General features: G+C 65.9%; 1 protein-coding gene. It reads right to left on the bottom strand.

Annotated elements, in window-relative coordinates:
• A partial coding sequence (locus SREC43747_RS22420; RefSeq protein ID WP_037332837.1) for a UvrB/UvrC motif-containing protein occupies positions 1-419 on the bottom strand: 419 nt, incomplete at both ends.

Below are 419 nucleotides of genomic sequence, written 5' to 3'. Positions count from 1 at the left end.
AGACGTGTGCTCTTCCGATCTCGTCTCCTCCTCGGTGAGCTTGAACACCGGGATCCCGGTCCAGTTCGCCAACACCTCAGCGATCTGCTCGTCATCGACCTCCGCCACGACGTCCAGATCGCCGGCCTTCCACTGCTTCTCCCGCTCTTCCTTCTGGGCGAGGAGCTGCTTCTCCTCGTCCCGCAAGCGGGCAGCGCGTTCGAAGTCCTGCGCGTCGATGGCGGATTCCTTCTCCCGCCGCGCTTCGGCGATCTTCTCGTCGAACTCCCGGAGGTCCGGCGGAGCGGTCATGCGGCGGATGCGCATGCGGGCGCCGGCCTCGTCGATGAGGTCGATGGCCTTGTCCGGCAGGTAGCGGTCGTTGATGTAGCGGTCGGCCAACGTCGCCGCGGCCACCAACGCCGAATCGGTGATCGACA

Origin of the sequence: Saccharopolyspora rectivirgula DSM 43747, assembly GCF_000497205.1 — a bacterium.
Classification (GTDB): Bacteria; Actinomycetota; Actinomycetes; order Mycobacteriales; family Pseudonocardiaceae; genus Saccharopolyspora; species Saccharopolyspora rectivirgula.
Note: the sequence above shows the minus strand (reverse complement) of the source record. Positions and strands in the feature narration are given on the sequence as shown.